Raw genomic sequence first — 23742 nt, 5'->3', positions numbered from 1 at the left:
AGACTGATCGGTACGCGAGTTGATGATTCTGGGACTTGAATCGAAGGTATTCCAAGCACAAATATTTCGATTGTTGGTTAATTGGTTACGGCCGAATATTTAGGCGATGGCCTATTCCTTGCGATCTTCATTATGGAAATAATTCTCAACGAATCCATTTGATGTCTTGCTGTGATCTGTCGAATGTTTCGTGTTGGATAGATGTCGACACTTTCCCATGATTTGTAATGGATTCAGAAGGGGCTGCTTTCGGGGAGCCCCTTTCTCTTGCAGTGGAGAGGCGCGGCCGCATTGGCGAGTGAGATAGCCAGTTAGTTTCACTACACGCCTCACCATTGCTATGCAAATTCGCTTTTTATAGTCGAACTTCGGCCGGTCCCAGTATCTGGCGATGTTTGAAAAAAACAGAGAAAGAGACACTGCCATGCGTTCTTCTAAGCTTTATCGTACCTTGGCTGCCTGCGTGGGCGTCGCCGTAGCCGGAGTGGTAGCCGCCGCGATTCCGGTGAGTTCGGCCCTTGCCCAATCCGCCTACCCCAGCAAGCCAATCCGGCTGATCGTACCGTTCCCACCCGGAGGCGGTACCGACATGATCGCGCGTGCGGTGGCACAGAAGGTCGCTGAGCAGAACCGCTGGAATGTAGTCGTCGAGAACCGACCCGGCGCGGGCGGCAACTTGGGTGTGGATGCGGCTGCCAGGGCGACGCCCGATGGCTATACCATCGTCATGGGGCAGACCAGCAATCTGGCAATCAACCCTACGCTGTATCCCAAGCTTCCCTACAAGCCGTTGGTTGACTTGGCTCCTGTGGCCCTGGTGTCATCGTCACCAATCGTGATGGTAGCGCCGGCATCGTCGCCATTCAAAAGCTTTGCCGACGTGGTGGCGGCCGCCAAGAAAGCGCCTGATGCGATCACGCTCGGCTTCTCCGGCAATGGCACCGTGGCTCACCTGGCCGGTGAATTGGCCGAAGACGCGGCGGGCATCAAGCTGCGGCATGTGCCGTACAAAGGCGCGGGGCAGGCCATGACCGACGTGATGGGCGGCCAAGTCGATCTGTACATGTCATCTATTCCTACGCTGCTGAGCCATGTGCGTAACGGCAACATGCGCGCCATCGTAGTCACATCGGCTAAGCGCTCCCATCAGTTGCCTGATACGCCGACACTGGCCGAATCGGGCTACAAGGATCTTGACGCTATCTCCTGGTTCGGCATCCTGGCGCCCGCCGGCACGCCGGCGCCTATCGTGCAGAAACTCAACCTGGCAATTAACGAAGCGCTGAAGCAACCCGACGTGGCAGAACGGCTGCGTTCAGAAGGCGGTGACGTGCTCGGCGGCAGCCCTGAGCAGTTCAGCCAATTGCTGAAGACTGAGATCGTGCGCTGGGGCCGGATAGTCAAGAACTCGGGCGCGAGCTTGGACTGATCCTACTGTGTGTGGTGCCGGCCCGTTGTTGTCCGACGCAGGGTTGGGCGGAGGAACAACTGGCAGGGCATTGCCAAGAGTCAGCCCGCGGCATCCACGAAGTATTCCGCTTTAGTCATTTCCCTTTGTTTGTCCGGTCATACTGGAGTCGTCCATGAGCACCCAAGCCAAATTGTCCTCCGCGATTCGTCGCGACTTTGTTCGCGTCTCGTCTGAGTTGGTTGAGCGGGCATCAAAGTTCCAGGCCGCCATTCTGGCCGACGTGGTCGGCCGTCGCGGCACGCTGAACGCGCGCGTGCAGGGGCTGTCTTCCACCATGAAGGTGTGCGGTCCTGCGCTGACCATCGAGGTGCGTCCCGGTGACAACCTGATGTTTCATGTGGGCCTGGCTATCGCCAAACCTGGCGATGTCATCGTAGTGGATGGCAAGGGTGATCAGACGGCAGCGCTGTGTGGCGAAATCATGGCCACGCAGGCACAGGCCTCAGGTGTGGCGGGCTTCGTGATCGACGCCGCAGTGCGCGACTCGCACGAACTGGCCCATGGCCAATTCCCGGTGTTCTCGGCCGGCACCAACCCGTGCGGCCCCACGAAGGCCATCGGTGGCCTGGTGAACTGGCCGGCCTCGGTGGCTGGCGTTGCGATCAATCCGGGCGATCTTATCGTTGGCGATGCTGACGGCGTGGTCGTGATCCCGCGCGAAGAGGTGCCTGTGATTCTGGAGCTGGCGCAGAAGAAGGTCGATGCCGAAGCCAAGCGCATCGCTGCCATCAAGGCTGGCGATCTGCGACCGGGCTGGCTCGAAAAGGAACTGCGTGCAGCTGGCGTGCTGGCCGAAGGCGAATCGCTGTGAGCGTGAAGAGGCAACCGGTGGTGCTGGTCACGGGCAATGATCTGGCGCCCCAGGCACTCGAACTGCTCAAGGACTTCGAGGTTCGTTTCGCCGGCAAATCGTGTACCGAAGACGTCTTGCTGGCACTGGCAAAGGAGACCGATCCTGTTGCCATCATCGTGCGCTATGGCAGGATCGGCGCCAGCATCATGGATGCTGCGCCGTCGCTGAAGGTGATCTCGAAGCATGGCAGCGGTATCGACGTGATCGACCAGAAGGCCGCAGCCGAACGCGGCATCGCAGTGAAGGCCGCGGTTGGTGCCAATGCCGCTGCCGTTGCTGAGCACGCTTGGGCGCTGATTCTGGCCTGTGCCAAGTCCGTGCCGCATCTGAACGGCCGCACGCGTGAGGGCTATTGGGACAAATCGATCCATAAGAGCATCGAACTGAACGGCCGCACGCTGGGTATCGTCGGTCTTGGCGAAATCGGTCGCCGCGTAGCGGTGACCGGTGTGGCGTTGGGTATGCGCGTGATCGCATTCGACCCCTATGCGAATGCAGTGCCGGATGGCGTCGAGCTAGTCAACGATCTGCACGATATCTACCGGAATGCGGATGTGGTGTCGCTGCATTGCCCGCTGACGGAGAGCAATCGCGGCATGCTGAATCGCGAGACGCTGGGCCTATTCAAGAACGGCGCGATCCTGATTAACACCGCACGCGGTGGTCTGATCGACGAACCGGCATTGGCCGACGCCCTCACGAACGGCAAGCTCTATGCGAGCGGTCTGGACAGCTTCGCGATCGAGCCGATGACCGTCCCGCACCCGTTCCGGCAGATCCCGAACGCCATCCTGACGCCGCATATTGGAGGCGTCAGCGATGCGGCCTACATAAGCATGGGCGTAGGCGCGGCAACGAATGTGCTGGCTGTGCTGGGCAGCGTCACGGCAGATGGCTGACTTCGGGGTGCGGACTTTGCTGACCTGACTGTAGCCGACGCTACACGAGGCGCCGGGATCATTCTCCGATGCTGGCACCTGCCGGCCGCAAGGTGCTAATCCATCACGTTCCCTAACAGGGTATGCGCGTGCTGGTTGGTTACGCTGAACCTGGCATGAAATGGAAAGTGACTGGCATGGGTCGCGGAGCGATGCAGCGGCTCCTTGCCTAAATTTGTTTGACCACACTGCCCAATGCCTCGAACGCGGGGTCACGAATGAACCAAGCCCCCAAAGTACTCGTCTGCGATGATCACCCCATCATTGTGATCGCCCTCAGCAGTGAACTTGCCCGCACAGGACAGTTCGCGGAGGTGGTCACTGCCTCCAGTGTCAATGAGATCCTCAATGCGCTGAACGATCCAGAGGTGGGTATTGTCATCACCGACTTCTCCCTCAACGAAGCGGGCGACGGGCTGCAACTCATCGGACGCATCAAGCGTTTGCGTCCCGATGTAGCCGTGATCGTGTTTTCTATGAACGCCTCGCCGCCAGCCGTGCGCGACATGATCGCCGCGGGCGCTTCCGCCTTCGTCTCGAAAACCTGCGGTACTCGGGACGTTGCCGAGGCTTGCCGCGTTGTCCTTGCGGGCAGGAAATTCGTTGCTCCGGCCTCGCTGGCGCATCTTCTCGACCAGGACGACGGACGCACGCCACAAGCTGCACTGCAGCAGCTAAGCCCCCGTGAGCGAGAGGTATTGCGCCTGCTCGCGCAGGGGCTCTCGCTCAGAGAAATCGCGGCGCGCTTTAACCGAAGCAGGAAAACAATCAGCGTGCAAAAGTGCGCTGCTATGGCAAAGCTCGGGCTGACGCATGATATGGAGCTCGGACGCTATCTTGCCTCGGCAGACTCAGACGAGCCGTAGCAGGCCTGTTTAACGCGCAGAACAGCCTAGGAAGTTACGCATTGGCATCTCGGTCAGCTGGTGTGCTCGCGGCTCCGGCCAAGTAAGCGAGAGGCAAGCAGCCATGACTTCGCCCTTCCGTTTGCGCGATGAAAGCAGGAACCTCATCAAGGCACTTTGATGCCGACTCTTGCCCCAGCCTCTGAACTGGAGAGTTCCTTTCATTCGTTGGGGCGCGCATTCGACATCGCTATGTCTTCCTTGTTCGCTATCAGCCTTAGCCTATGGCGTGGCGGATATTGTGGGCAGCAAAATGCCTTCAGATCATTTACTTTGGATAGTGCGCCATGTCTGTTGAACTGGTCGCCTTCGACGCTGCCGTTGACCCGGCGTCGCTAGCGCGATTCCTGGGCCGCAAATGCTTGCCAGCCGGAACGTCGGTGGCAATCCGGTATAGCGATGCCGGCAGCTGCAGTCCGGTACTGCGACAGTGGTTTCGAGAGATGAGCACCGTATTCACGCCGTCAAGGAATACCGGCGATCCAAAATGTTCGCTGCACGGTCACTATGCTTTCGCCAGCGACGTTGCGGGCGTGACGGTGCCCGACGATGTTCAGCAACTGGCCGAACACCATGCCTCGCGTGTTGCCGATCAGCTCCAGTTGGGGCTGATGAGCATCAGTGACAAGGAACCACGCATCTGGCTGCCCGCACTGAGGTAGCTAGTTGGGGGGCAATCGGCCGCCCCGGGGTTCGTAAGGTTCTTCGTGCCTACCGGGTACTGGAGAAAGATTCCGTGCAGTGTTTAGTTGCGCCCCATCCAGCGCCGACCCCGGCACCCATCGATTCCACAGTCGCATAACCAGGTGCGCGACAAGCGCCGTCTTTAGGCAGTTAGTCCTATTTCGCGTCATCGTGCGGTGGTGCGTCGACAGACGTTGCATCAGGAAGATACCAAAAGCAACGCTACGCGCTTTAGGGCTAGGCCTATAGAAGTCCAGGACTACACCGAGTATCTTCGATGCCGTAGTCAACGATCTCTCGTTGGCTACCCCGTTCGGTTGTGGTTGACCCCTAAAACCGAAATTCCCGCACCCCAAGCCGCTCCCCGCGACTTGGGGTTTTTTTCCCTCCATCGATCAATCTCCCTTACTAGAACGTTTGGCGGTTCTATCGCGATAAGGGAGGAGGGTGGGAAGAGCCCCTCGGCGATCGTACGCATGAGCTCCACGATGCCTGGGCAGGCTTGACCATCGCGCCGGTCAACGTACAGCCTTGCGCTTCGTGATCAAGACGCTGAAGGACGACGGGGCGTGTCGTGATCCTCATCCTATTCCGCGCCCCCTCTATCCGGCATCTGAAAACCAAACTTCATATCATTGCCACAAGATCCCGGCGCGCCTGACGATACTCAGGACTATTGATGCCTTGTGATATCGCAGCATGAAGCAGTGCCTTCGTCTCTCGCGCGCAGTCACCGTTGGGATCGGAGATGGCATCCAGTTCTGCTTTCAGGTTATCAACTTGCAATGACATACGCCTAGGAGGTTGTTCGTTGCCCCGCGACACGCTCCCTGCCATCAGGTGTAGCTGCTCCTCGAACATGAGCAGGCAAGCCTGCCTGCCCAGCGATGTACTCGGATGGCCGGAATCGCGTCGTTCAGTTTGCTTGCGCAACCACGGCATAACATCGCCGGCCGGCATCGGGCGGGCGATACCATAGCCTTGCGCGGCGTCGACGCCGAGCAACCGGACTGCCTCCAGTAAATCGGCGGACTCCACACCCTCCACCACGACCTGCTTGCCCAGCCCGTGTCCGAGGCGCGTCAGCAGAAAAATGAAACGCAGCGCTTCGGTCTTGTCACCGTCAGCAAGTCTGACGATCCCGCGGTCCAGCTTGATCCAGTCGAACGGAAACTGACGCAGCCTCGTCAGGCTGCTGTAGCCGGCACCGAGGTCATCTTCCGCCAGTTGAACTCCCAACGCCTTGAACTTCCGCATTGCGATGGCAATGCTCCCCTCCGGCACCTCGCCGCTCTCAAGCAATTCGAGCGTTAGCGTGGCAGGCGGACACCGGTTCGCGGCCAGCGCTGCGCACGTCGCTTCGTAGTAGCGGTCATCGCCCAACGCCTCAGGCGGCAGGTTGATCGAGAGCCCGAGTGTCACTCCCTGGCCCACCCATGCGGTGCGCTGTCGCAATGCCTGCTCCAGGCCCTTCGAATAAAGCTCAAGAAGGGTCTCACCTGACAGGGCGGGCAAGAACTCGCCCGGCATCAGGAGACAGTTGCCGTCGCGAAGGCGAGCCAATGCCTCGACCTTGATGACATTGCCCGATTTGAGCCCGACGATGGGCTGGTAGTGCATTTCAAGCCCGCCCTCTTGCAGCAGTGCAGTCACGCGATTGCGGGCGATGTACGGTGGCGGGATGGTCACGACATCGAAGACGCGGAGCCGCGCTCAAGTGCAAGGTCAAACATCACCTTGATCGACCGGGGCATGGCCCCAAGCTCGGTCGAAACCAGCTGGCCCGGACAATCGCTGTCCTCGTAGATGACACCCGTTGGTGGGCATCTACGAGGACATAAGGAGAGCAGCTGTACCGAAGCGAATACCAGATTCATGGAATAGTCGGGGAAAGCGATGGATGTCGGCCTTAGCGGCAGTGTTCGGCGTATGGGCAGTCTCCGATCACTCGCAGGTATCCCAGAGAACGAGAATGTGGGCATCGGACAATGCGCCGCGAGTGGGCTCGAAATGCAGATCCCGGTTGGCATCGGAACAGGGACCCTCGCAGGCCACCGCTGCGGACGCCGCAGCCACCTGCGCGAGAACTCCATCGGCCATCGTGACATAGCAGTCCGCCCGCAAGATTGCTCTTTGCAAGACCTGTTGCGGCAAGAACGGCACCAACGTGGATAGCCACTAAGCGATGTCGAGTCCGGAGTAAAGTCACTTTGTACTCGCGCTCGTCCTATGCCACTTTCCGCTAGCACCGACTACGGATCTATAAGCCAACGCCTAATCTTTGGAAGATGCCAAGATGAGCCCAGGCGTTCGCGCGAAGCCAGCGTATACGCCGCGATCTCCACCCATTGCTCAGACTTCGTCGACTTGCTCGCACGCCATCTTCTGTGAGCAATCTGGACAGCGCAGCCCGGACACGGAAGCCGTTTCCACGCCTCCGCGATAGTCGGCCTCCGCAGTAACGAGGCCCCACAGCGATAGCAAACGGAACCGAGCTTGAGATGACGGATGCGCTCAAGGTAGGTGTCAGGCTCGGTACAGGACTACTGGAACCGCAATGGTCGCGATACCCAGCTTCAGGCGGGGTACAACAACAGCTACAAGCGCATCAACTACGGCGTTTCGGTCTCACGCCAGCTCAACGTCACGACCAATCAGTGGGACAACCGCGTGATGCTCTACGTAGGCATTCCGCCAGGCCAGAATCCGCCGGCGCCGTATTCGAAGACCAGCCTAGCCTGCAGCATGATGCATCGGGCAGCACCAGCCTGCAGGAAACGGTGACGGGCGTACACATAGCAGAGCAACTGCGATGATCAGGGCGACTTGCGTTGGCTACCTCTCAGTTGATCACAGAACGAATACCAACGTCAGACTGGCGAGACAGACTACCGGACCGGCCTTGATAAAACGTGGTCCTGTCCTATCCGTAAGCGGCGTGAATCAGGGTATTCAGAAGGAATAGGAAGCGTGCATTCATCAGAATCCATTCAACTCAGCCGATGCCTGTCGACGGACGCGCCGAATGCGGCGGTAGATCTCTCCTCTCACTTTTTCCGTGGGACGCGGACATTGGCAGCGTAAGCGCCGGCACTTCGGCGGCCATGGTCGTCCAGTCCCACGCCAGTACCACAGTAGCGTGGACTCCCAGAGATCTCTCCGGTACACAACGAACTTGAGTAGCCTGCCGCAGGATCCGCCGCTCAGACCAGACCCGCCAATGCTTGTCCGAACCCTGACGGCTTGCCCTGGAAGAACGCATCCGCGGCCTTGTCCTTCAGCATTTGCCTGCGCAGACTCAAACGGGTTCCATCCTCGTCGATCAGCCGGAGGGCGGCCGAGACGTACTCGTCTTCATTGTGTGCAACCAGCCATTCCGGCAGACCAAGTCGACGGAACATCGCTTCATCAATATGTTCCAGTACTTCTGGCCCTGTCTTGCAGACGCCAACCAGACCGATAGACGTCACATCCACAATGCCATTGGTATTGCCAAACGGGAACGGATTGACATACATGTCACATTCGTTGAGCGTGGCCATGTACTCCGCGTAAGGCTGGTGCATCTGGATCACGGCATCTGGCAGGTACGCATGAATGAATCGGCGCATTTCCAGATTCATCAATCCTCGCGTGAGACCTGTCAGGAAATGGAACTGGATAGGTTTTCTCGATTCGCGCTGAATTCGGGCCAGCGCGCCCAGGAAGCCAGGATTCAATTTCATTGGTGTCGAGGCCACCGCAATACGTACCGTGTCCGGCGTTTCGCGAAGCTTCGGCTCCACCTCAATGGCTGCTGCGGAGCGCACAAACGGCATGGATTCCTTGGGTAGAGGTAGCAGCTTCTCACTAAAGCACGCCGGATCACCCACCCAGTCTTCCGGCAGCACGAAGTAGTCGATGAATGGTGAGTTCGATGTGGCTGGGTGTCCGTAGGAAACCACCTGGACTGGCGCAAGACGCAGATTGGTCAGGAAAATGCTCGACGGAAACATGCCGAAGGCCGGGTAGTACACGACGTCCGGCCGCAACGTGGCCGCCTGCTCCCTGACAAACGTTACGGGGTCGCCCTGGATCTCCCGGAATTCGTCAAATACCTCGCGACCCAGATCGTCCACCAGGTCCTTCAATCCAACACCGATCACCCTGAACTGTTCGCGTGCGGCGCGCAGCGACGCGGAATGCGTCCGGTAGATCGAGTGGGCGCCAGAGAACCATTCCAGCGCCACGAGCATCACAGGCTTCTCGCCTTTGGCACGCTTTTTCGGTTTGGTCTCAATGTCGGTCACGCCCTGCTCGAGCAACTTTTTGCGAACCAGCCGGTTGATGGGTGCCTTGATGGCGTGTTTGTCGCGAGCGTCCGCGTAGCTGCAATGCATGTAGACATCGTGAAGGATCTGCACCGGCAACACGGCGAGATCCTCGATCTGGTCGAGCTTCGCGGTCAGCCACGGCAAAAGCACCTCACGCTTATGATGCGCTGATGGCATGCCAAGAAAGCGCGGCGAGAGTAGCGAACAGGCAAGAGAAGCCGCCACGTTCTTGTTGAACGCCCACATTGCGTCCATATCCAGCGGAATTTCGGAGTTCGGCGTGTACAGGATGCAGAACTTGAGTACGTGCTCCTGGCGGATCTGAACGTCATGGGCACCCGGGCCATTGAGGTTCAAAGCACGCAGGATGTGATCGGCATTGCCGAACGTGCTTGCCGCGAAGAGCGTCGACACCCAACGGTGCAGGAAGAAAAGGTGACGCGCCCCGTCGATCGACAGGTGGAACGTTGGGTCGGAGAAGAGTGCCGTCAATGCGCTGCAGATCCGGTTGACGATGTGCTGATCCACATCGAGCCCGATGCGCGAAGCGGTTGTCGTTGCCGCGAAGTGCATGTCCAACGCGCCGTAGTTTCGGTCCAGCATTTGCAGAAGATGCATGAACTCGCGCGTTGCCGCCTCATGTTGACGCGCATAGGCGAGCGTCTCGAACCGCTCGAGGGAGAACCACGCGTCAGAGGCGATTGCCGTCTGGAGGCCTTGGGTCGGCGCAACTTCCCCCGCAATTGCTTCAGTCTTATCTACAACCGTTTCCATGTTTCATCCAGACCGCCCGTTACCACTTTCGGGCCGGGGAACTGGGCCAATAGAGTAACCATTCGTAGGGTACGTCGTGGACGCCCCGCCAAACACAGGTCGTTGATTGGGGCCCCAACCAGGAAACTCGAGGCATCCGCACCGCCAGCATTGACCGCAATTGTCGTAGCGGCGGGTCGCATAGTAAGTAGGCGCAGGCCTATAAGTTGCGCAAATGCCGGGGAGATGGGAGAAGCTTGTGCAGCACGCCGGGAGTGCCGACGCGGAGCCGACACGGCGAGTCGATCCCGCATTTAGGCGTGAGCCTAATGCCTTCCGCGTATCGAAGCGCGATCATTCCGTCATCCAATATCCCGTTCGCTATGGGTTCGGATGATTGCCAGTGCGCCAAAGGCTGCATGCCTGGCCCATGGCGATTGCAACCAACTATGTGTAGAAATCTCCCCCATCGCAGTCCCCGTCTGTTTGCAGCCATGACTGCGATTTCCATGGGGTTACTGACTCACCTTGCCTACGGGCAAGGCACCACCGGCACACGCGGGCGGCCTGTTCTCGTGCAATCGGTGGCGTGGGAAGGGGCGGTCACGCAACCCGCGACGCGTCAGATTCTTGACGAGGCGGTCTCCGAAGCGGTTCGCAAGACCCTGGACAAGTCCCAGGTGCAGGAATTGGCCAATAAGCTGACGAAGCAGTTGCGTGACTCCGGCATGATGGTGGCGCAGGTCGTTGTGACCCCTGCGGGATTGGCACGGTTCGAGCGCACAGGCGAGCTTTCGTTGCTGGTGTTCGAAGGCAAGGTTGGCGCGGTCCGGGTCCAGAACAGTTCGCGCGTGAAAGACACGAAGATCGAAAGCGTTGCCACCCAGGCACTGTGTCCGGATGGGGTTGGCGATGAATGCACGATGACCTCACGCGGTCTGGAACGTGCCCAGTTGCTGCTGCAGGATATTCCCGGTGTCAGGTTGCAGCCGGTATCGCTGAGCCCCGAGGGTGTTGGGATCGGTCAGACTGCTGTTGGCATTACGACCGAGTCGAGCGCGCCAATGTTTGGTGGTTATGCCGGCGTCGACAACCTCGGCTTTCCGGCCAGCGGCGTGTATCGGGCATTCGCCGGAGTATCGCTGACCGATCCGCTGCGTATCGGTGACCTCTGGCAGATGACCGCGCTGGGCACGGATGAAGGTCAATTCGCCGGGTCGTTGCAAGGCTCGGTGCCGCTGGGCGATCGCGGGTTGCGTGGGCAGGCGGCTTACTCGCATTCGCTTTACTCGGTCTCCCGGGTGGGCGCACGGGGCAGTGCGGATACGGTTTCTGCGGGGGTGTCCTATCCAATCGTTCGTGGTCTGGACCGCAATTGGACCGTAGCCCTGGATGGCCTGAACACCAACTCGCGGCAAAGCGTGAACGGCATCAGCGCCTTCGGTCCGCGGCGGCTGAGTTCCGGGCGGATCAGCTTGACCGGCGACTCGGGAGATAGGCAGATCCAGTTGGGCGGGAGCTACTGGACGGCCTCGACGGCCTTGTCCTATGGCCACGTCACGCAGGACCTGCAGGTGACGGATATCACAGGTACGCTCGGCAACTATGCCAAATGGAGCGCCAACGGCACCGGCAAGCTCAATCTTGGCAACGGTAACTGGTACCTGCTCGGCACCATGCGTGGGCAACTTGCCTCTCGCAATCTTGATGCCTCAGAGAAGCTTTCCATCGGCGGGCAGACCGGTGTGCGTGCCTATCGGCCGGACGAAGGCCTGCTGGACACTGGTGTAGCGGCGAGCATTGAGTTGCGTCGATTGTTCTCCCTGCCCAACGGCGATCGACTCGCGTTCGGCCCGCTTGTCGATGTGGCCAGCGGCTCGGTGAACCGTCATCCCTATACCGGATGGCAGGTCGTCAATGGATACGCGGACGCGAATCTGTCTAACCAGCGAACGCTGGCCGGTTGGGGGCTGGGCCTGGATTGGGTTTCGACCCATGGGATCACGGGCAGCCTCGTCTGGGCACGAAAGTTCCCGGGCAGCCCGGACTCCGTGAACTATCCGGGCAGTGCCAATAGCCGCTTCCTAGCGTCGATTACCGCCCGATTCTGATCGCGACGCATTACACGCATCGCCTGCGCACGTTACACCCAACTGACCTGTACAGACCTCTGCCCCTATTTTGTTGATGCAAAGGTCGAAGCCCTCTTGAACCTGCCGAATTGCACAGTTTTTGGCAGCGCTTCAGGAAGGTATTTTGCATAAGAGCCAATCACCATGAACAAGCGACTCTACCGCCTGGTATTCAACAAGAAGCGCGGCCTCCTGATGGCAGTGGAGGAGAGCGCTACCTCCTGTGTCAAGGGTGGCAGCGCCGGTGGCGGACAGACAGCGGGCGCGGGCGGGAGCGGGGCGGTATGGCTCGCGCCGCTGCAGATGATGAAGCTGGCGGTGGCGTTGCTGTGTGGCACGGTCATGCCGCTTGGGGTGCTGGCGCAGGCCTTGCCGCAGGGTGGTAAGGTCGCGGGCGGCAACGCCACAATCCAGACGCCCAGCGCTAATCAGATGGTGATCAACCAGGCGTCGCAACGCGCGGTGATCAACTGGGACAGCTTCAATGTCGGGGCGGGCAACAGTGTGCAGTTCGTGCAGCCGTCGAGCACGGCGCAGGTGCTGAACCGGGTGGTCGGGATGAACGGCAGCACCCAGATCCTCGGCACGCTGACCGCGAACGGGCAGGTCTACATTGTGAACCCGCAGGGGGTGGTGTTCGGCAATGGGGCGGTGGTAAATGCCGGGGCACTGCTGGCGACGACCAAAGATATCGACCCCAATGCGTTCATGAGCAATGGCGCGAAGCTGATGCTCGGGGGCAACGGAACCGGTGGTGGCCTGGTGGTCAACGAGGGGAACCTGTCGGTGGGCGCGGGAGGCTGGATCGCGCTGGCCGGTGATCAGGTTCGCAATGCCGGGACGCTGAACGCGCCGAACGGGCATGTGGTGCTGGCGGCCGGGGACAAGGCGACGCTGGCGCTGTCCAACGGGCAGATGGTGAGCTTTACGCTCGATGCGGCGTCGGCCAATGCGGGCATCCAGAACACGGGTGTGATCAAGGCGGAAGGGGGACAGGTCCTGCTGACGGCCAACGCCGCCGGGACGCTGCTCAACAACGTGATCAATCTGTCGGGGGTAGTGGATGTCTCCGGGGCGAGCGGCGGGAACGTCACGGTCCAGGGCGGTCCGCAAGGGCAGGTCAGTCTTGCCGGCGCGCAGATCAATGTCAGCGGTGCCACGGGCCAGGGCGGTAACGCCACCGTGACGGGCCAGGACGTGGCGCTGAGCGGCACGCAGATCAACGCGACCGGCGCGAGCGGTGGCGGCAAGGTACTGGTGGGCGGGAACCTGCACGGTGCGGGCAATGTGGTCCACGCCAATACCGTTGCGATGGACGCAAACTCCAGTATCGATGCTTCGGCGACTCAGAATGGTAACGGCGGCACGGTCGTGCTGTGGTCGGATCAGAAGACGGCCTTCAACGGCCGCATCGCCGCGCGTGGCGGTCAGCTTGGCGGCAACGGCGGCATGGTCGAGACGTCCAGCAAGAACCTGCTGGAGTTCAATCCGTTAACGAGCGTCGATACCCGGGCGAACCATGGTGCCTGGGGCACGCTGCTGCTTGACCCGCTGAACATCCAGATCACGCATGGCGCGGCGGGTGGCAATACCAGCTCCAACGTCAATGGCGTCTGCGCCACGGTGAACAGTTCGATCACTGACGGTCAGATCATGGCCGAGCTGGCCACTAGCAACGTGACACTGACGGCCAGCAACCTGACCTACGATGATTCCACCGTCAGCATCACGAGCCACACCGGCGGCTCGCTGACGCTCAATGCCTACGAAGTGCAACTGAAGGGGCAATACGGCATCGATGGCGGGTTGGTACTGAACGCAGCGAGTGCAGGCTCGACGGTTACCGGCAGCATCGGCGGCAGCGGCGGTTTGACGGTCAGCGGTGGCGGAAAATTTACCCTGCTTGGCACAAACACCTACACCGGCGGCACGAACATTTCCGGCGCCACCACCACGCTGAACGTGGGGAATGGCAGTGCGTCTGGCACGCTGGGAACGGGTGCCATCGTCAACAACGGCAACCTGATCTTTAACGTGTCGGGGCCTATGCAGGTCGCGGACGTCATCAGTGGTGCGGGCTCGGTCGGCCAGGCGGGCTCCGGCACGCTGTATCTGTTGGGGGCCAACACCTATAGCGGCAGCACCGTGATCAGCGGCGGTACGCTCCAGGTGGAGACGGGCGGCAGCCTGGGCTCGGGGTCGGTGACGGACAACAGCCACCTGGTGTTCAACCAGTCGGGCAACACGACCGTGACGGGCACCATCAGCGGGAACGGCGATATCAAGCAGTCGGGGGCAGGCACTACCCTGTTCTCGCAGAACGTGGCGGTCACCAGCATGAACCAGACTGCCGGCAAGATGATCTTTGCCGGCAACGTCACGCTGCCTACGGGCATCACGGGTACCGGCGGCACGATCCAGGTGGGAAATGGCGGCGCAGGAACCCTTACGTTCAATGCGCCGGTTAACACCACCGGCGACGTGGTGTTCAACAGTGCTGGCGCGACCACGGCCAGTCAGGCGATCACGGCGGGCAACCTGACTTTCAACAGCGGGACGACGACCACGGGCAACATCAATGTCAAAAACCTGACGGTCAATGGCGCGGCGGCGACCACGCTCAATGGCACGCTCCAGGCGAGCAGCGGCCTGCTGTTTAGCTCGACCGGGACTAGCACGGTCAACGGCGTGATCAGCGGGGCTGCCAGCGTGACTCAGGCCGGCAGCGGCACGGTGACCCTGGTTGCCAACAACACCTACACGGGTACGACCACTGTCAATGCCGGTAGCACGCTGCAGGTGGGCAACAATACTCCCACGGGCACGCTTGGTAGTGGCGCGGTTACCAACAACGGCAACCTGATCTTCAACAACTCGGGTGCCGTAAACCTCAACAACAACATCAGCGGCTCGGGCAACCTGAACAAGACGGGCGGCGGCCAGCTCTATGTCTACGGCAACCTGACCTACACCGGCACGACCACGATCAACGGGACCTGGATGACGTTCCAGGCCGGCTCATCGCTGTCGGGTACGTCGCAGGTCATTGACAACAGCGGCATTCAATTTAACTGGAACACCCCGGCCACGTTCGCGGTCAATATCAGTGGCGGGGGCCAGGTGTGGCAATCCGGCAGCGGCAACCTCACGCTCACGGGAAACAATACCTACACCGGGACCACCACCACCAATGGCGGCACCTGGCTGATCGCAGGCTCGGCAATGGCCTTCGGCTCGGGGGCGCTGAATGACGGCGGTGGCGTGAATCTCAACGGGTTCAACGTTGCGGTGGCCAACCTCCAGGGTGGTGGACAGGTCCTCAACAATGGCGCCAATGCCACGCTCACCCTCAATGGTGCGAGCGGTGGTGGCGCAGTTTTCAGTGGTGTGATCAAGGACGGCACGGGCACGGTGTCGGTGGTGAAATCTGGCAATACGAACCAACAGTTCACCGGCAACAACACCTACAGCGGCGGGACCACAATCAACAGTGGCGGGCAGATCGAGCTCGCCGGCGGCGGTCAGATCGGCACCGGCAACGTGACCGACAATGGCAACCTGAATTTCTATAACACCAACAATCCGTTGACGTTGGTCAACAACATTTCCGGTACGGGTTCGTTGAGCGTCAACGCCGTCAACGGCAAGGTCATTCTCGCGGGCAACAACTCCTATACCGGCACGACTACGGTGCAATCCGGGGTACTGGATTTTGCCACCGAGAATTCTCTGTACGGTGGCAACACGGCCGCGTGGACGGCGGCCAATATCAAGGTGGCCGCCAATGCGACGCTGGAGGTGCGCCCGGGCAGTGGCGCTCTCGGTACCGGCTTCACTGACACGGATATCGCGACGCTGGTGGGCAACCTCAATGCCGCCAACGGCGGCTTTGCCAACGGCAGCTACTTTGGTATCGACACCGCCAACGGCAACTACACCCTCAGCCAGGCGCTGACCAACACGGCGCAGGGCACGCTGGGTCTGGTGGCCGATGGGGGCAAGACGCTCACCGTCACCGGTGCCAACACCTACACCGGTCAGACACAGGTCATCAACAACACCACGCTGACGTCGACCGGAACCTCTCTGGCCAGTACCAGCGTGAATCTGTCTACCGGTACCACGTACGATCTGTTGGGCCAGAACACGACCATCGGCTCGCTGCAGGGCAACGGCACAGTGACCGACAACGGCGCCAATGCGACGTTGACCGTTGGCGGGGACAATACCAACCAGACCTTCAGCGGCGTCCTCAAGAACGGACCCGCTGCCGGCGGCGGCGTGCTGTCCATTACCAAGGTGGGCACCGGCAATCAGCAAACGATTTCTGGCAACAACACCTATAGCGGTGTCACGACGATCAACAGCGGTACGCTCGGTGGCAATTTTGGCAACACCTCGCTGATCGTCAACAACTCCACGCTGTCGTTCACGCAGAACAACACCATCGTTTTCAACTACAACTACACGGGGACCGGGGACCTCGTCCAGAACGGTACCGGCACGACGATCCTAGCCAGCAACATCACGCTGCAGGGCCGCATCCTGGTGCAGTGTGGCACGCTGGATTTTGCGACGGAGAGCTCGCTCTTCGGCGGTGATACCTCGCAGTGGACCGCCAATCGTATCCTGGTCTCCAACGGTGCGACGCTGGCGGTCATGACGGGCAACGGTGCTTACGGCACGGGTTTCACTACCAGCGACATCACCACGCTGCTGACGAATCTGAATGCTCCGTCCGGCGGCTTTGCGGCAGGTGCGATGTTCGGCATCGATACGTCCAACGGCAACTACACTTTGCCGGTGGCCGTGAGCAATACGCAGCAGGGCGCGCTGGGCCTGACGGCGATGGGCAACCACACGCTGTTTGTTAGCGGTACCAATACCTACACTGGCACAACCACTGTGCTGGGGGGGGCGACACTGGAGCTGCAGTCCAACACGGCGGTCAGCACTGCCTCGACGGTCAATGTCAACACGAACGGCACGCTGCGCGTCGATGCGGCGAATACGACCCTCGGCAACGTCACCTTGAGTGGCACGCTGGTCGCCAATGCCAGCGGCTTGAACATCAACAATGCCAACTTCTACGGCACACTGGACCTCGCGGGCAACAATGTCTCGATCGGTACGATCAACGATGGCTCGTACTACGGTCCTATTGCCGGAGCCGTCAATGGTGGCGGCGGACGAATCACCGATAGCAGCACCACCGCCGCCACGGTGAGTATTGGCAGTGGTTGGTTTGCCCCGGTGATTCAAGACGGCAACGGTTCGGTCAGTCTGGTCAAGACGGGAAGCGGAACCCTTACCATGCTGGCAAAATCGGGGAGCAACTATAGCGGTGGTACTACCATCGCTGGTGGCACGCTCTCCGTGGGGATGGATCCTTACAACGGCATCCAGCCCGGTTTCGGCAGCGGTGCGATCACGATGCTGGATGGCACGACGTTATCGGCGGGAACGAATCCAAAGGGCGGGACAGTCGTCATCAACAATCAGATTGTGTTGAAGGGGAATGCGAGCCTTTCGGGATCGGCTCAAGCGTTGGTGGTCGGCCAGCCGATTAACGTGGGGAATGGCACTACCCTTTCGACGGGAGGCTCGGTCGGACTCTCAGGCGCCATCTCCGGCGGCGGCGGCTTGGCGGTCACCTCTGGAACGACCACCCTTAGCGGCGCCAACAGCTACACCGGTAACACCAGCATAGCGGGCGGTTCAACGCTCCAAGTAAATGGTGGTACCGGGCTTGGCACCGGTGCGGTGAGTGACAATGGCTCGCTGATCTTCAATACATCGGGCAATATTTCGGTCGCCGGCAATATCTCCGGGTCCGGATCACTGACGCAGCAAGGCAGTGGCACGAGCACGCTGCTTGGCACCGTGAATCTGTCTGGGGCGACCACGATCAACAACGGCACCCTGCAGGTCGGCAACGGGACAGCGGGCAACTGGATCGGCACTGGCAGCATCACGGACAACAGCAATCTGGTCTTCAACACGGTTGGCAACACCACCCTGGCAGGCCTTACGGGCACGGGTTCGGCGAACCTGACGGTTGCCAACGGGTCCTTGAATTTCACCCAGCCGGTCAATTTGTCGGGGGCCAACAGCACGCTGACGGCATCGGCCGCCAATGGCATGACGGTGTCGACCAACGTGAGTGCCACGGCGGGCATTAGCCTCACTACCCAGCAGGGCAATCTGACGCTGAGCGGCAATCTGGCGGCCAGTAACGGCAACATTACGCTGGCGGCTGGCCAGAGCGGTGTACTGGACCTGGCAAGCGGGGCCGATACGGCTGGCGACGTGATTCTGACCAACCCCGGCAACCAGAGGGCGAGCGTGGGGGTCGGCAGGACCCTGGCAATCTACTCGGGCAACGCCAACTCGGCGACGTTGCAGACGCTGGTGCCGAACGGTACGCTGTACAACAAGGTCTTCGGCAGCAACGCGAGCACGGCCAGCGCGAACGCCAATTTCGGTATCAACCTGATATACCGTGTAGAGCCGGTGCTGCCGCTGACGGCCGGCACGACGGCGACCGACAAGGTCTATGACGGCTCGAACAATGTGGCCGTGGTGTTGTCGCCGGGCTCGCATACCACGACTTTCGACGGCGATACGTACGTCTTCAACTTCGATGGCGGCGTGGGTCAAGGCTCGGCAGCCAGTGCCCACGTGGGATGCTGGTCGGTAGTCGTGGCGCCGACCTCCGCGTCAGTGACGGCCGGGACGCTGGGTTCGTGCGTGAGCGGCTACGGTAATGTCTCATTTGCCGGGCTGACCGTGAACATCACGCCAGCAGCGCTCACGGCGACGGTGGGCAATTTCAGTAAGGTGTACGGCACGAACGATGGCCTGTTTACCTATACGCTGTCGGGTCTGCAGGGCACGGATACGATGGCCGGCGTGATGACAGGCCGCCTTGGGCGTCAGACGGGCGAGAATGTGGGCAACTACGCGCTCACCAACGGTAGCCTTGCGTCAAACGGCGACTACGCGCTGACCATCAACCTTGGGGGGGCGAAGGAGTCGATCACGCCGACGAACCTGACGGTGACGGGCGTGAACACCAGCAAGACCTACGGCACGAGTGACCCGGGGCCGGCGTTCACGACCGCTGGCCTGGTGAATGGCGTGGTGCAGAGCTATGACACCAACGGCAACCTGGTCAACGTGACGCTCGCCGATACGGTAGCGAATTCGCTGACGGGCAGCCTGGGCCGCCAGGCGGGCGAGAGCGTGGGCAACTACGCGTACACCCTCGGCAGCCTGGGCCTGGCCAGCGGCAACGCCAGTGGCAACTACCGGTTGGCGATCAACCTCGCGGGCGCGCAGGAGACGATCACGCAGGCCAACCTGACGGTGACAGTGACGGGGCAGAACACGAGCAAGGTCTACGGCACCAATGACCAGGTGTTGCCGTACACGACCTCGGGCGTGATCAACACCACGGTGCGTAGCTATGATGCAAGCGGCAATGTGGTTAACGTGACCGTTGACGACACGGGCACGGGCGTGATGTCGGGCAATCTCGGTCGTCAGTCGGGCGAGAACGTGGGCAACTACGCGCTCACGCTCGGTAGTCTGAACTTCACGAACCACAACTATGCACTCGTGCTCAATCCCGTGGGCGCGAACGAAACGATCACCGCAGCGAACCTGACGGTGACGGCCTCCAACGCCACCAAGACCTACGGCACGAACGACCCGACGCTGGGCTACACGACCGCAGGGCTGGTGAACCGCATAGTGCAGAGCCGCGACGCGAGCGGCAACCTGGTCAACGTGTCGCTCGCCGACACGTCGGCGAACACGCTGACCGGTAGCCTGGGCCGGCAGTCGGGTGAGGGCGTGGGCAACTATGCACTCACCAACGGCAGCCTGGCCGCCAACGGCAACTATCAACTGACGATCAACACCACGGGCGCCAATGAGACGATCACGGCCGCGAACCTGACGGTGAACGCCTGGAACGCCACCAAGACCTACGGCACCAGCGACCCGACGCTGGGTTACACGACCGCAGGTCTGGTGAACGGCACGGTACAGAGCCGGGATGCGAGCGGCAATCTGGTAAACGTGACGCTCGCCGACACGGCAGCGACGGCGCTGACGGGTAGCCTGGGCCGGCAGTCGGGTGAGGGCGTAGGCAACTACGCGATCACCAACGGCAGTCTGGCGGCCAGCAATTACGCGCTGACGATCAACACCACGGGCGCCAACGAGACCATCACCGCGGCGAACCTGACGGTGAACGCCTCGAACGCCACCAAGACCTATGGCACGGACGACCCGACCCTGGGCTACACGACCGCAGGCCTGGTGAACGGTACGGTACAGAGCCGGGATGCGAACGGCAACCTGGTGAACGTGACGCTCGCCGATACGGCGGCGACGGCTCTGACGGGCAGCCTGGGCCGCCAGTCGGGTGAGGGCGTGGGCAACTACGCGATCACCAACGGCAGTCTGGCGTCCAGCAATTATGCGTTGACGATCAACACCACCGGGGCCAACGAGACGATCACGGCGGCGAACCTGACGGTGAACGCCTCGAACGCGACGAAGACCTACGGCACGAGTGACCCGAACCTGGGCTACACGACGGCAGGCCTGGCGAACGGCACGGTGCAGAGTCGCGACGTGAGCGGCAATCTGGTCAATGTGACGCTGAATGACACGGCGGCGAATACGCTGACCGGCAGCCTGGGCCGCCAGTCGGGTGAGAACGTGGGCAACTACGCGATCACCAACGGCAGCCTCGCCGCCAACGGCAACTATGCGCTGACGGTCAACACCACGGGCGCCAACGAGACCATCACCGCGGCGAACCTGACGGTGACGGCCTCGAACGCCACCAAGACCTATGGCACGGATGACCCGACGCTGGCCTACACCACTGCGGGCCTGGTGAGTGGCACGGTGCAGAGCCGCGACGCGAGCGGCAATCTGGTCAATGTGTCGCTGAATGACACGGCAGCCACGACGCTGACGGGCAACCTGGGCCGCCAGTCGGGTGAGGGCGTGGGCAATCATGCGATTACCAACGGCAGCCTGGCGCTGGCCAGTGGCAACGCGAGCAGCAACTACCAGCTGACGATCAACACCACCGGGGCCAACGAGACGATCACGGCGGCGAACCTGACGGTGAACGCCTCGAACGCCACCAAGACCTACGGCACCAACGACCCGACCCTGGGCTACACCACCGCAGGCCTGGTGAACGGCACGGTGAAGAGCCGCGACGCGAGCGGTAACCTCGTGAACGTGACGCTCGCCGACACGGCGGCGACGGCTCTGACGGGTAGCCTGGGCCGCCAGTCGGGTGAGAACGTGGGCAACTACGCGATCACCAACGGCAGCCTGGCGTCGACGAACAACTATGCGCTGACGATCAACACCACGGGCGCCAACGAAACGATCACCGCAGCGAACCTGACGGTGAACGCCTCGAACGCCACCAAGACCTACGGCACGAGTGACCCGACGCTGGGCTACACGACCGCGGGTCTCGTGAACGGCACGGTGCAGAGCCGCGACGCGAGCGGCAACCTGGTGAACGTGTCGCTTGCCGATACGGCGGCGAACACGCTGACGGGTGGCCTGGGCCGCCAGTCGGGTGAGGGCGTGGGCAACTACGCGCTCACCAATGGCAGCCTGGCGCTGGCCAGCGGCAACGCCAGCAGCAACTACCAGCTGACGGTCAACACCACGGGTGCCAACGAGACGATCACCGTCGCGAACCTGACGGTGAACGCCTCGAACGCGACGAAGACCTACGGCACGGACGACCCGACGCTGGGCTACACGACCGCGGGCCTGGTGAACGGCACGGTGAGGAGCCGGGATGCCAGCGGTGCGCTGGTGAACGTGACGCTGAACGATACGGCAGCGAACACGCTGACCGGTAGCCTGGGCCGCCAGTCGGGTGAGGGCGTGGGCAATCATGCGATTACCAACGGCAGCCTGGCGCTGGCTAGCGGCAACTATGCGCTGACGATCAATACCACGGGTGCCAACGAGACCATCACCGCCGCGAACCTGACGGTGAACGCCTCGAACGCGACGAAGACCTACGGCACCAACGACCCGACGCTGGGCTACACGACCGCGGGCCTGGTGAACGGCACGGTGCAGAGCCGCGACGCGAGCGGCAATCTGGTCAACGTGACGCTCGCCGACACGGCGGCGAACACGCTGACCGGTAGCCTGGGCCGCCAGTCGGGCGAGAACGTGGGCAACTACGCGATCACCAATGGCAGCCTGGCATCGACGAACAACTATGCACTGACGATCAACACCACCGGTGCCAACGAGACCGTCACGGCCGCGAACCTGACGGTGAACGCCTCGAACGCCACCAAGACCTACGGCACGAGTGACCCGACGCTGGGCTACACGACCGCGGGTCTCGTGAACGGCACGGTGCAGAGCCGCGACGCGGGCGGCAACCTGGTCAACGTGACGCTCGTCGACACGGCAGCAAACACGCTGACCGGTAGCCTGGGCCGCCAGTCGGGTGAGGGCGTGGGCAACTACGCGCTCACCAACGGCAGCCTGGCGCTGGCTAGCGGCAACGCCAGCAGCAACTACCAGCTGACGATCAACACCACCGGGGCCAACGAGACGATCACGCAAGCCAGTTTGACGGCGACGGCGCAGAACGCGAGCAAGACCTACGGCACGGACGATCCGACGCTGGGCTACACCACCGCAGGCCTGGTGAACGGCACGGTGCAGAGCCGGGATGCGAACGGCAACCTGGTGAACGTGTCGCTTGCCGACACGGCGGCGAACACGCTGACGGGTAGCCTGGGCCGCCAGTCGGGTGAGGGCGTGGGCAACTACGCGATCACCAACGGCAGCCTGGCGTCGACGAACAACTATGCGCTGACGATCAACACCACGGGCGCCAACGAGACGATCACCGCGGCGAACCTGACGGTGAACGCCTCGAACGCGACCAAGACCTACGGCGCGGACGACCCGACCCTGGCCTACACGACCGCGGGCCTGGTGAACGGCACGGTGCAGAGCCGCGACGCGAGTGGCAACCTGGTGAACGTGACGCTTGCCGACACGGCGGCGAACACGCTGACCGGTAGCCTGGGCCGCCAGTCGGGTGAGGGCGTGGGTAACTACGCGCTCACCAACGGCAGCCTGGCGTCGACGAACAACTATGCACTGACGATCAACACCACCGGGGCCAACGAGACGATCACGGCGGCGAACCTGACGGTGAACGCCTCGAACGCCACCAAGACCTACGGCACGAGTGACCCGACGCTGGCCTACACGACCGCGGGCCTGGTGAACGGTACGGTGCAAAGCCGGGACGCGAACGGCAACCTGGTCAACGTGACGCTGAATGACACAGCGGCGAACACGCTGACGGGTAGCCTGGGCCGCCAGTCGGGTGAGGGCGTGGGCAACTACGCGATCACCAACGGCAGCCTGGCGTCGACGAACAACTATGCGCTGACGATCAACACCACCGGGGCCAACGAGACGATCACGGCGGCGAACCTGACGGTGAACGCCTCGAACGCGACGAAGACCTACGGCTCGGACGATCCGACGCTGGCCTACACGACCGCAGGCCTGGTGAACGGCACGGTGCAGAGCCGGGATGCGAACGGCAACCTGGTGAACGTGTCGCTTGCCGACACGGCGGCGAACACGCTGACGGG

The 23742-nt window shown here is 61.6% G+C and carries 10 protein-coding genes; 8 read left to right on the top strand and 2 right to left on the bottom strand.

What is annotated here, in order from left to right; genetic code table 11:
* Nucleotides 1-424: 424 nt before the first annotated feature.
* The 5 genes from RN01_RS05545 to RN01_RS05525 all read left to right on the top strand — a co-directional run bounded on the left by RN01_RS05545 (nucleotide 425) and on the right by RN01_RS05525 (nucleotide 4829).
* Entirely contained in the window at nucleotides 425-1429 is a 1005-nt protein-coding gene (locus RN01_RS05545; protein ID WP_024570821.1) for a tripartite tricarboxylate transporter substrate binding protein, read from the top strand.
* Nucleotides 1430-1583: 154 nt separating this feature from the next.
* On the top strand, nucleotides 1584-2282 hold the full coding sequence (locus tag RN01_RS05540) for an RraA family protein (RefSeq protein ID WP_017515222.1): 699 nt from the start codon (nucleotides 1584-1586) through the stop codon (nucleotides 2280-2282).
* A gap of 2 nt (nucleotides 2283-2284) precedes the next feature.
* Nucleotides 2285-3223, top strand: coding sequence for a hydroxyacid dehydrogenase (locus tag RN01_RS05535; RefSeq protein ID WP_024570822.1), 939 nt, complete (start codon nucleotides 2285-2287; stop codon nucleotides 3221-3223).
* 257 nt (nucleotides 3224-3480) lie between these two features.
* The gene (locus tag RN01_RS05530) at nucleotides 3481-4128 is read left to right on the top strand and encodes a response regulator transcription factor (RefSeq protein ID WP_039016654.1); all 648 of its coding nucleotides are present in this window, start codon (nucleotides 3481-3483) and stop codon (nucleotides 4126-4128) included.
* A 326-nt stretch (nucleotides 4129-4454) separates the two neighbouring features.
* The gene (locus RN01_RS05525; RefSeq protein ID WP_017514561.1) at nucleotides 4455-4829 is read left to right on the top strand and encodes a hypothetical protein; all 375 of its coding nucleotides are present in this window, start codon (nucleotides 4455-4457) and stop codon (nucleotides 4827-4829) included.
* A 649-nt stretch (nucleotides 4830-5478) separates the two neighbouring features.
* On the opposite strand, the gene RN01_RS05520 is transcribed toward RN01_RS05525, so the two are convergent.
* Nucleotides 5479-6504, bottom strand: a complete 1026-nt coding sequence (locus RN01_RS05520; RefSeq protein ID WP_227874131.1) for an EAL domain-containing protein — start codon at nucleotides 6502-6504, stop codon at nucleotides 5479-5481.
* Between the two features lie 870 nt (nucleotides 6505-7374).
* Here RN01_RS05520 and RN01_RS05515 point away from each other — a divergent pair.
* Nucleotides 7375-7635 carry a fimbria/pilus outer membrane usher protein gene (locus tag RN01_RS05515; protein WP_024569675.1) on the top strand — a complete coding sequence of 87 codons (261 nt, stop codon included), beginning with the start codon at nucleotides 7375-7377 and terminating at the stop codon, nucleotides 7633-7635.
* A 419-nt stretch (nucleotides 7636-8054) separates the two neighbouring features.
* Here RN01_RS05515 and RN01_RS05510 read toward each other — a convergent pair whose 3' ends face one another.
* Nucleotides 8055-9938, bottom strand: a complete 1884-nt coding sequence (locus RN01_RS05510; protein ID WP_158664401.1) for a peptide transporter — start codon at nucleotides 9936-9938, stop codon at nucleotides 8055-8057.
* Nucleotides 9939-10411: 473 nt separating this feature from the next.
* Here RN01_RS05510 and RN01_RS05505 point away from each other — a divergent pair, with 473 nt between their 5' ends.
* Both RN01_RS05505 and RN01_RS05500 read left to right on the top strand, forming a co-directional pair.
* Nucleotides 10412-12028, top strand: a complete 1617-nt coding sequence (locus RN01_RS05505; protein ID WP_158664400.1) for a ShlB/FhaC/HecB family hemolysin secretion/activation protein — start codon at nucleotides 10412-10414, stop codon at nucleotides 12026-12028.
* A gap of 165 nt (nucleotides 12029-12193) precedes the next feature.
* The coding region (locus RN01_RS05500; RefSeq protein ID WP_039016653.1) for an MBG domain-containing protein at nucleotides 12194-23742 on the top strand (11549 nt) is incomplete at its 3' end.

The organism is Cupriavidus sp. SHE (assembly GCF_000812445.1).
Classification (GTDB): Bacteria; Pseudomonadota; Gammaproteobacteria; order Burkholderiales; family Burkholderiaceae; genus Cupriavidus; species Cupriavidus metallidurans.
The sequence above is the reverse complement of the archived record's forward strand: the minus strand, read 5'-3'. Positions and strand labels throughout refer to the sequence as shown.